Genomic DNA, 8601 nt, shown 5'->3' with positions numbered 1-8601 from the left:
TATCTTTTCTTGTTCCATGACCGCAAAGGTAAGCAAAAAAAATAGTTTTAGCACGCTATCATATCAAGTTCTTTGGTTAGGCAGCGGCATCCGTCCGCCACGGACAATCCCCCTTGGGCCGACTTGTCTCTATTTCCTCAGACACACAGCTTACAGAGTCGACCGACTCGAAATACTCCATTCCCTTAACCCTTGCGGCGTAATATTGCACACCATGCGTTTTGTGAAACGCTACCCTAAGCCTTGTATAGTCATCTTCCTTATGAAATATCGTATCCATGGAAATGCTGTCAATAGAAGGCGACTCTGGTATTTCAGTCTCTCCCCATGCTCTTTCCAAATTTAAGTCATTTTGATGACCTGTTGGTTCAACAGATACTCTTATTCTGTCACCGGTCTTGTGCTTACCAATGGCATAATAGGTAAGAACGGGAAGTCCGGAAACATTAGACGAGTCGGCAAATATAATCTCGTCTGCCTTGTCGTTTATCAGGCACATGACATTTATCTTTGCATGCGAGATGGCAGGCGTGTGATAGTCTGCAGGTTGGGTAACGGAAATCGTTATGGGAATAGTGTCGCTAACGCTTGGAAAGGCGTAGATAACGAACTTTGGAGCTTCCCCTTGCCGGATGTCGATGTTGTCACTGCAAGATGTCAGTATGCAGAATACGAACAGTATGAAGGATAGTGCTTGTCTTGTCATTTCTTTCAGAACTTTATAGTATAACTTACCGATGGGATAATAGGGATGTATCCCTTTGCTTTTGCCGCTATGCTTCCGTCGTTGGCCTGCCTTACTTTGGCATATATGGTGTTCAGATGACAGTAGACATTATATACGCTGACATTCCAGATCCTCTCATGGCCTTTCCTCGTGGTATGCTTGAAATTGAAACCTAAGTCCAGCCTGTGGTAGAGAGGCAGCGACAGGCAGTTGGGCTTACCGTAAATGTAAGTCGGTTCATGATTGTCATCATCTTCAGGCATCCGTGGGTTGACGGCAGATGCCGTAGGAAATGACACACGATTACCGCTCCTCAATGTCAAGGCGGCGAACACTGAGATTTTATTCGTCATTGCGTATCGTATTGTCGTATTCAGTCTGTGACGGTTGTCGAACTGGTCGTAAAACCATCCGTCGTATAGCTCTGGAAACTTACGCTTACTCCACGACAGGGTGTAAGCCATCTGCGCGGTCAGCCGTCGCATTCGATACCGTGCCTCCATCTCTATGCCATAAGCCTTACCGCGTCCTTGCGTCACATTCTGTTCCCAGAAGGCGGCAGGAGGCTGCAGGCCCATCCAGTGGCGGTATTGCAGAAGGTTGTCAGTAGATTTGAGATAACCCTCAAGGGAAAAAGTGAACTCTGGACTAACCTGCGTATATATCCCAGCGGCTACCTGATGTGATCTGACGGGTGGAATGACGGTAGTGGACGGCGCCCAGAAGTCAGATGGTATATCAAGGAATGTGCTCGCAATGCGGTGAATGCTCTGCGACATGTGGGTATAAGATACCTTGAATGTCAAGGGGGTTACTGGGTGCCAGCGTATCGACAGTCTCGGGTCAAAAGAGTGGAATGTCTTGTCAGACACACGATAGAATGTGCAGCTTGTACCCACGCTGGTGTTAATCCAGCGGTTTAGCACAATGTCGTCCTCGGCGTACAACTGAGCCTCAATAGAGGACATTTTCGTGCGTCCCGACACATCAGTCGTATCAACATGCTCGCTTGGGTCCCCGAAATAAAATGACTGCATCACGGTCTGAGGATTGAACCTGTGCACCATGAACGCGCCGCCAAAGCGAAGGATATGCTTAGGGTGAGGAAAGAATGTGAAGTCGCTCTTTATTCCGAGGTCAAGCATCCTAGTTTTGTTGTGGCTAATGTCAAGACTGTTACGAAGCCGGATTTCTGGCTCGGGGAAATAAATATCATCCTCACTCATGCTCTGGTTGGTGTAACTGTAAGAAGCTATGAATGACGTGCTGTTTGATAGCCGGTTAGTAAGTTGGAAATCGCCTGCCAAGGTTGCGTTAAGATTGCCCCAGCGAAACTTGTTGTCCGTCGTAGTCTGATAGTCATACCATAAGTCCTCATCCTTTATGCCATAGTTGTCCATACCGGAATACAAACTAAGCCACAGTTTGTTGTTACGGCTGAGCAGATGTGTCACTTTGGCGTTGAAATCGTGAAACGCATAAGTGAACCTGAATTTACTTCCATCGTTCTTTGAGTGGTTGATTATTGCGTATGTCGGCAACAGCAAAAGGTCTATCCAACTCCTTCTCAGCGCTATGTTATAAGATGTTTTGTCTTTTTTGATCGGCCCCTCAAACTGAAGTCTTCCGTCTATGAGTCCTAAAGAGAAAGACCCGTGATGCTCAGACATGCTGCCGTCTCTTGTCCTGACATCGGTGATGGATGAAACGCGTCCGCTGTATCTTGCAGGGAAGCCAGACTTATAGAAATCCACGTTCTTGATTATGTCTGCGTTGAAAGCGGAGAAAAGACCAAGAGAGTGGTTGACCTGATAGATTGGCGTGCCGTCAAGCAGAAACAGATTCTCATCCGTACTTCCGCCATGTACGAGAAGTCCTCCAGAGAGCTCCGTACCTTGTGCTACCCCGGAGGTACGCTGCAAGGTCTTCACAAGATCAGGCGAGCTGAGTAGTGAGAACTCTGTATTGATGTCCTCTGGCCGTAGGGTCAACTTTCCTGTTTGAGTAGTATTCAGTGGTGAGTTGAGATCTCTGCTTACTATGACCTCACCGAGTTCCATTGAGCCTTTGATGACAAGGTCATGCCTCGTGTCTTTCTTGATATTTATGCTGAAATTCTTCTGCCTCTGTCCGAACCACGACACGTCTAAAACGTGCACGCCTTTAAATAGTATCAGCGTATAAACGCCCTGTTCATTGCTCAATGTTCCGGTATGTGATACTTTGTCATAAATCGACACATTGACCAACGGCTCACCAAGAGAGTCCCGCACAATGCCTTTCAAGACGTACCTCTCTATCAAAGGCTTTGCCGTAACCGTTTTTCGTCCTTGGCTCAGCAGAATATTCGAGCCGCGGATACTGTAGTTGATGCCACTCTTTCTGAATACTTCATCGAGAGCCTGACGGAAAGTTAATGTCTTAATGTCACGTCCGTTGTAAGTGATACTAAGGTTTAGGTCTGATTTGTAGAGGAAATGTACATGATGGATGTTTTGCAGCCGAAGCATTTCGCTGTAGACGCTGCTTTTCTGCGCCGATAATTTCAGACAGCAGAAAAGCAGGAGGATATAAAGCACGACAGCCCTCATCTTTTGGTTATCTCTATGCCGAGGGTAGTCTCCAACATGTCTATCGCCTCATTGATATTATGTGCCTCTATCTCTCCAGTCACCATCTTCGTGGTATCGCTCGCTGTCAGACTGACTCCGTAATAATCAGACACTTTTCTGATTGCTGCGTTGACAGGTGTGTGGTCAAAATGGAATACAACGGGTCCCTTTTTGGTTTTGACAGTGTCGGTCTTTGCCTTTGACACGGTATCAGGTAATGCTCTCTCGATATTTGGTGATGATTTCGGAGAACCGTTGCCAATGCTTCTTACGACAAACATGGTGGCAGCTACTGCCATGACAGCCGCAAAGGCAATGGATGCAGCCACAAGAAGACGCTTGCGTGAGCCTGACTGTGTGATGCCAGACATGCCTTTAAACTCTTTCCAGGCATTATCAACATTCTTATGCCCAGTCTTATAGTGGTCGACTACAAATTGCAGTTCGTCTTCCTTATTCTTTTTCATGTCTTCGTGTTTATCGTTATTAAAAGAATATCATAACATATATCTCATGCGCCTTTTCCCTGAGAGAACGATAAGCCTTGTAGAGATGAGACTCTACTGTCCTTACGGATATGTTAAGGCTGCTGGCTATCTCTACATTCTTCATGCCGTCACGTTTACTCATGAGCAATACCTCACGGCGGATTTGCGGAAGAGAGTCGATTGCTTTCCACAGTTTTGCCTCCCGCTCACTTCGCTCGGACCAGTCGTCGATATCTTCCGCATGGATGTCAGAATCATCAATCTCTGTCTTAACGCTCTTATGGCGTGCCACGTCAATACTTTCATTCCTTACGATTTGATACAGGTAATGCTTCTTGGCAATGATTTCTTCCCCGTCCTTTATCTTTTCAGAAAGCTTGAGAAAACTATCCATGACAACATCTTCCGCTGTGTAAATATCTCCAACATAGTGCATGGAGAACACACACAAGGCATCATAGTTGTCCTTGAAAAGGTCTTCTATTTTATCTGATATAGACATACGCGTTTCTTCTAATGACTGATCTTTCTCAAAATCACTTACTGGATCTGAGTACAAAGGTACAAAAAAATAAATGTTAAAAAAGAAAAGCGAGTAAGTAATAATGCTTTTTTTAAGTCTTAGGGAGTAAAAGACAAAAAATACCAAGAATAATTTTATGATAAAAAAACTCTTTATGGCTCTGTTGTTTGTCATTATGCTGGCAGCATGTGAAAACGACGAGCAACTGCCTTTCAAGACAGCAAACTCCTTACCAGCAGTATCTACTGTCATGGTAAGTCATGGGAAAATTGTTAATCTTCAAACAAGAGCCTCGAATACGATGGGACAAGTGGCTTTGAGATTCAAAGACTCGGAGTCACTACGTTCTTATAGACAATTTCTTGAAAATAAAACAGAAGGAGAGAAAATCAAATCGGTCGAAGCTTTGGGAGTAAACACTCTACACGAGATAGCTTTGCAGGCTGATGATGAACTAGAGAGGATAGGAAACACAGCTATATCAGAGAAGCAGTTCCGGAATCTGTATGAAAAATATAAGGCAAAATATAACAGCTTACTTGTTTCCAATCCATTAGATGAATACGACTTGAGTCTTTATGTGCCGGATGGAGACAATATTGATTCCTACATCGCAAATACTGATGGCGTGTATGTCGTTGGCAACCGGGTTGTCAAAGTTGATCTTGGAAATGATGTTTCTGAGACTATAGTGAATGCGTCTAAAGCTTTCAAGTCCTTAAATAGTAAAACTTTCACCAACTTTTCTGTTTTTAGACCGAACAAGTTTACTCGTGTCTTCTTGCAAGCAAGCATGTCTGATATAAAGGTAAGGGTTCAAATGCATTGTGATAAAAAGATGTGGTATGGTTGGAAAAATGACCCAAGTCATTCTTATTATCTTTCTCCCAAACTGAACAATATTATATACCTTGCACAAGATAGCTACGGTCATGAAACGCCAATCAATACTTTATCTATGTTCGTCTTTGATAATAAAACCACCGTGAAAGGAAGTTTGGACATTATCCTTGGCAAGATTAATGGTCAACGGATAACAGGTACTCTGTATGCTTGGACAGACTTGACAGCAGAACATGATTCAAACGGGAAGATGATCATGGTCGCAGAGAATGGAGTGATGCATCCAAAATGTTTAGTGGAAAAGGCGCAAATCGTCAACGTAGATCTTGCTCCAGTTAAGTTATGACATAATAAGATTTCTTAACTATAAGTATAATTACGAATTTAATTACAATACAAAAAATATGAATAAAACATTTAGAGGTTTAGTATTTCTGTCATCGCTGCTGATGTGCTTATTTATATCATGCAATCAAAATGACGGTATCGTGTCAGACACAAGTAATGAAATGCATGCTACGGATTATAGCCCATCAGTGACTACCAGAAATCAGGACATGGTGGCGTTTGTAAAAATCTTATCAAGATCTCTTTCTCAAAATGAGAAGTTGCGCACTTTCATTAAGAAAGAGGCACTACGCATGTTTGATAAGAATTACGACTTTCTATATTACCCACTTAGGAATGAGAAAGTCGATGGGAATTTAAGTTTTAGGGATATACTTGTCGCAAATTCCTCTGAAAAGGAGATGTCTGTAATAGAAAAGAATCTTCCCTTGCTCAATATATTAATTCCAAGAATTGCTTTTTTAAACGTATTCCCCGAAAATCTTGATACAAGAGATGCTGAAATACCTGTAGCAATTGAGAATAATGATAATGGGACTGACCTTTATATAAGAGGACAAAAAGTTGACGAATTTGCAGACAATGAATTCCCTGGATTTAATGTGATTGTTGTAAATCTAAATACAAGAGTTAGTGCAACCAAGGCTTTGGCTACACGAGGTACAAGTGGAAATCTTTGGTCTTATAACTTTAAAAGCAAGAATTATAATGGAAATATTCAAACTCGTTCCAATAATTCTTCTTTTGATCATTCACAGATGCCATCATATTTGTATAAGAAGGCAGAAAAGGCTTTCGATGAAGGCTTTAATCAGGACAACAATTCAATAAATCAAATAGCCTTTCAAAGAGATAATATCTATTATGGCATGACTCCTACAAAAACCACAGGAGAATTGAATCGTTCTGTCACAGAATATTTAAGCTATATGATTGTAGATCCGAAAGTTTATACAAAGATCTCTGATGAGCAAAGCAATCATATTAATGACGATCCATATATAAAAGAAAATAGCATCACAAACAAGAAAAATCCACTCTCTCATGATGATGCTATAAGGAAAATGTGGACAGAAGGTGCTTACAATTTTATTTTTGAAATTTCTTCATCAAATTCAAAAGAATCAGCAAAAATGCCTATTCCTGTCTTCCCTGAAGAAATATGGAATTTTAATATAAGAAGATCATTTAAGAAAGGAGGACTATTTCATCGTGATCAATACAAATATGAGATAGATCCAACAAAATTTACATCTAAAATATATTATTTTGATCCAGCAACTGTAACTTTTGGAAAGTGGGATATAGCTAATGAAAGTTTAGTAAGATATATAAGCATTTATGAAGAAGACAGTGGAGATGATGTAACAGAAACGAGTACAGAAAGTTTTACTCACGTGCAATCCTCCAATTTTAAGGGTGATATAAAAATTGGACTGGGCCTTGGTAATATTGGAAATAAGCAAGCGACAGGAGAGGCTGATTTTTCTTCTCAGACAAATTCATCTAACACAATCACAACAACAAATACAATAACAATTAAGCGGCATCAGGGAGACGATTTACTCGGGTATAAGATTCCTATATATTTCTATGATCCTATAATTGTCTCTACAAATAATTTCAGCACTTCTAATGAAGGAGACGGCCATTTTGGTGGTGGTCATTTTGGTGGAGGTGGCCATTTTGGTGGAGGTGGCCATTTTGGTGGAGGTGGCCATTTTGGAAACCGTAGTCCTTCACTATCTGGTAATCGTAGTTGGGGCAACAACCAAGGAAATAATAGCACTAATCCATCCAAGAGCAAATATGTTGTCCATGAGTACAATACTGGAAGCATAAGATTTGGTATTGACGTTAGATAATTTTTCAGAAGATGAATACTATCAGAAAGTTAATAATATTTTCATTCTGCATTCTTTTTATGTCGCTAAATATATCTTGTGAAGACACGGAAGACATGGAGGATCAAGTGAACTGTGTGAAATACAAAGTTCACAATAATAATCCAATAGCTCACATGAGCATCTGGGATGGCGGCGATACACCTGTAATTGCAATAAAGGATTATGAAACGACTTTTCATACTAAGAGTTACTCCACTGAATTGATTGTTACATGCAAGGAAGACAAGAAGGCAACGATAACTATACAATTATTTGTTAACAACAAGTTCATTCGTGAAGTTTCTGGTACCACTCCTGTAGAACTTCATTATAGGTTAAAATAATCTTTCGCCATATCTATTTGTCAAGATTAAACAACGGTAATCTGACTTCACATGCAAATGGAAGGATAAGCAATGATTTTTAACCCATCTCTACGACTTTCTCTTGGGCAAGCAAGACCTTTGAAAACAGGGCAACAACTCCATAAAGCTTAAGCGAATCGTGGGCTTTACACATATAAAGAGCAAAGCCCCACAGACTGAGCGGCATCGCTGCCTGTCTGTGGGGCTTGATGCTTTCTACGGCTGCTTGTCGGGAGCCGATGTGTACTTGATCTCCCCGCTTTCCCACTTCTTCCACGAATTTGGATTCTTCTCTTTCATGTAGTGTCCCCAGTTCACGAACTCCTGATAGTCTTTCTTTTGCTGCTCCACTTCCTTCATTTTGTCGCGAGCTGCGCATTGCGGAACCAGAAGAGAACAGTGAAGCATGTGTCGAAAGCAATGGAGAATACAAGCGAAAGGATGTAATAGATGCGGTGCTTGTAGAACTTTTCGAACAGTGCCTCATGCTTCTGCGACAAGTTTGCATGGAATAATGTGATTAATAACAAATGTGAGTCTTGGATAATGTGATAATAATATAATGTGAGTCTACTTCTACTTTATCCGTTGCAGGACGGCCTTGCCGAGATCGGTAAGGTGGAGAGTCTGGTTAGGGCTGCGCTTAGGAATAGATTCATTCCAGCCCATTAAACCTAACTTTACTAATCTGAATTTTCAATTAGTTTGTAGCGATAACCTACTACGACTCGTTTTTCTTTGGCCTTCCTCTTTTTCTCCCTACCTTTTTCGACTTGTATCCCGGTTCACACCCGACTGGGATGTCAATC

At 41.6% G+C, this 8601-nt stretch carries 9 protein-coding genes; 3 read left to right on the top strand and 6 right to left on the bottom strand.

Features of this window, described 5'->3' with window-relative positions; genetic code table 11:
• Positions 1–76: 76 nt before the first annotated feature.
• From NG346_RS14010 to NG346_RS13995, 4 genes are read right to left on the bottom strand one after another with little or no spacing between them, the layout of a single operon-like run.
• Complete coding sequence (locus tag NG346_RS14010) at positions 77–706, bottom strand: DUF4249 domain-containing protein (RefSeq protein WP_262281273.1); 630 nt, start codon at positions 704–706, stop codon at positions 77–79.
• A gap of 5 nt (positions 707–711) precedes the next feature.
• Positions 712–3318, bottom strand: coding sequence for a TonB-dependent receptor (locus tag NG346_RS14005; protein ID WP_262281272.1), 2607 nt, complete (start codon positions 3316–3318; stop codon positions 712–714).
• Complete coding sequence (locus NG346_RS14000; RefSeq protein ID WP_262281271.1) at positions 3315–3806, bottom strand: FecR domain-containing protein; 492 nt, start codon at positions 3804–3806, stop codon at positions 3315–3317. Before NG346_RS14000 ends, NG346_RS14005 begins: the two co-directional genes overlap by 4 nt.
• A gap of 19 nt (positions 3807–3825) precedes the next feature.
• Positions 3826–4329, bottom strand: coding sequence for a sigma-70 family RNA polymerase sigma factor (locus tag NG346_RS13995; RefSeq protein ID WP_206081786.1), 504 nt, complete (start codon positions 4327–4329; stop codon positions 3826–3828).
• A 157-nt stretch (positions 4330–4486) separates the two neighbouring features.
• Here NG346_RS13995 and NG346_RS13990 point away from each other — a divergent pair, with 157 nt between their 5' ends.
• From NG346_RS13990 to NG346_RS13980, 3 genes are all read left to right on the top strand, one after another.
• Positions 4487–5539 carry a DUF4848 domain-containing protein gene (locus NG346_RS13990; protein ID WP_262288889.1) on the top strand — a complete coding sequence of 351 codons (1053 nt, stop codon included), beginning with the start codon at positions 4487–4489 and terminating at the stop codon, positions 5537–5539.
• 58 nt (positions 5540–5597) lie between these two features.
• Positions 5598–7406 carry a hypothetical protein gene (locus NG346_RS13985; protein WP_262281269.1) on the top strand — a complete coding sequence of 603 codons (1809 nt, stop codon included), beginning with the start codon at positions 5598–5600 and terminating at the stop codon, positions 7404–7406.
• A gap of 95 nt (positions 7407–7501) precedes the next feature.
• Entirely contained in the window at positions 7502–7771 is a 270-nt protein-coding gene (locus NG346_RS13980; RefSeq protein WP_262281268.1) for a hypothetical protein, read from the top strand.
• Positions 7772–8008: 237 nt separating this feature from the next.
• Here the strand turns inward: NG346_RS13980 and NG346_RS13975 are convergent, their stop codons facing one another.
• A complete protein-coding gene (locus NG346_RS13975; RefSeq protein ID WP_262281267.1) occupies positions 8009–8152 on the bottom strand; it encodes a hypothetical protein in 144 nt (47 codons plus the stop codon).
• Positions 8149–8292 (bottom strand): hypothetical protein, encoded by a 144-nt coding sequence (locus NG346_RS13970; protein WP_262281266.1) that lies wholly within the window; start codon positions 8290–8292, stop codon positions 8149–8151. Before NG346_RS13970 ends, NG346_RS13975 begins: the two co-directional genes overlap by 4 nt.
• Between the last annotated feature and the right edge of the window lie 309 nt (positions 8293–8601).

The organism is Hallella absiana (assembly GCF_025457485.1).
Lineage (GTDB): Bacteria > Bacteroidota > Bacteroidia > Bacteroidales > Bacteroidaceae > Prevotella > Prevotella absiana.
This window is presented reverse-complemented; position numbering and strand designations above follow the sequence as displayed.